Genomic DNA, 1,050 nt, shown 5'->3' with positions numbered 1-1,050 from the left:
TAGTTTGTGGAGTTTCTGAAGAGCTAACCTTAAAAACGCGTATTACCCATGTTGGTTATGCCCTCCGAGAAGAGGAGATACACCAGGGATTGGGGGAAGTACGACGAGAACCTCGTGACCAGGTACGAGATCATGTTCCCGTTTTACGTGTTTGAACACTGGTACGAGCTCCTCGAGGAGGACAACAGGAACGCGAGGACCAGGCCGTATAAGGCTCCCTTGATGTTCAACGAGTTCCTCGCCTTCCTTTACGCCTTCTTCACGTACAGGGGCATTGAGGGGATATTGAGGTCGCTTCACAGGATGGGGATAATACCGGTGTACCTGGATTACAAGACTATCCACCTGAGGTTGAGGAAGATGAAGCTGGAGTTCGAGAAGGTTAGGGACGAGATCGAGCTGGTGAGCGACGGGACGGGGATAAGCGTGGAGCAGGGAGGCAGGTACATAAGGGCCAGGTACGGAGGGAAGGGAAGGGGTAAGTTCCTGAAGGTCGTGGTTCACGTTGACGCTGAGTCCATGAGGGTCGTGAAGGCTGAGGTGGAGAACTCCGAGCTCGACTCCGCGGTCAGGACCATCAGGGAAATTGGCGAAGAGGGAGGTAAGGTCGCGAAGTTTTACGGTGACAGGGCCTACGACTCCAACAGGATCTACGACCTCGTGCCGGAGGTCGCGGTCCCGCCCAAGAAGTCCGCAAACCCTGACAGGGCTAACCCGAGAAGGAGGGAGACCATCCTCGACCACAGGGAGTCTCCCCGCGACTGGAGCGCGAGGAGGGGTTACGGGAGAAGGTGGAGGGTGGAGATCGTGATATCAGCCGTCAAGAGGATGTTCGGCGACGGGGTGAGGGCGAGGGGTGTCCTCCAGGGCTGGGCTTCGCTCCTGAAGTTCTGGCTCTACCACCGCATGCGGAGCGAGGCCGACTCCCTCGTGGGGGAGGTCCACGCGATTCGCGTGGCGTAACCCATTTTGGGAATTGTATAATCTAGGCGAAATTTTGTGAAGCAAATATATAATCTATAAGGAGAAAATTCAAATGATACACACACT

1 protein-coding gene is annotated in these 1,050 nt (G+C 55.3%); it reads left to right on the top strand.

The genetic code is table 11. From position 1 onward, the window contains the following. The first annotated feature begins 57 nt into the window (after positions 1-57). Positions 58-963 (top strand): transposase, encoded by a 906-nt coding sequence (locus tag L3N51_RS12320; RefSeq protein ID WP_238027512.1) that lies wholly within the window; start codon positions 58-60, stop codon positions 961-963. The last annotated feature ends 87 nt before the right edge of the window (positions 964-1,050 follow it).

Origin of the sequence: Metallosphaera javensis (ex Hofmann et al. 2022) (genome assembly GCF_022064045.1) — an archaeon.
GTDB classification, from domain to species: domain Archaea; phylum Thermoproteota; class Thermoprotei_A; order Sulfolobales; family Sulfolobaceae; genus Metallosphaera; species Metallosphaera javensis.
The sequence above is the reverse complement of the archived record's forward strand: the minus strand, read 5'-3'. Positions and strand labels throughout refer to the sequence as shown.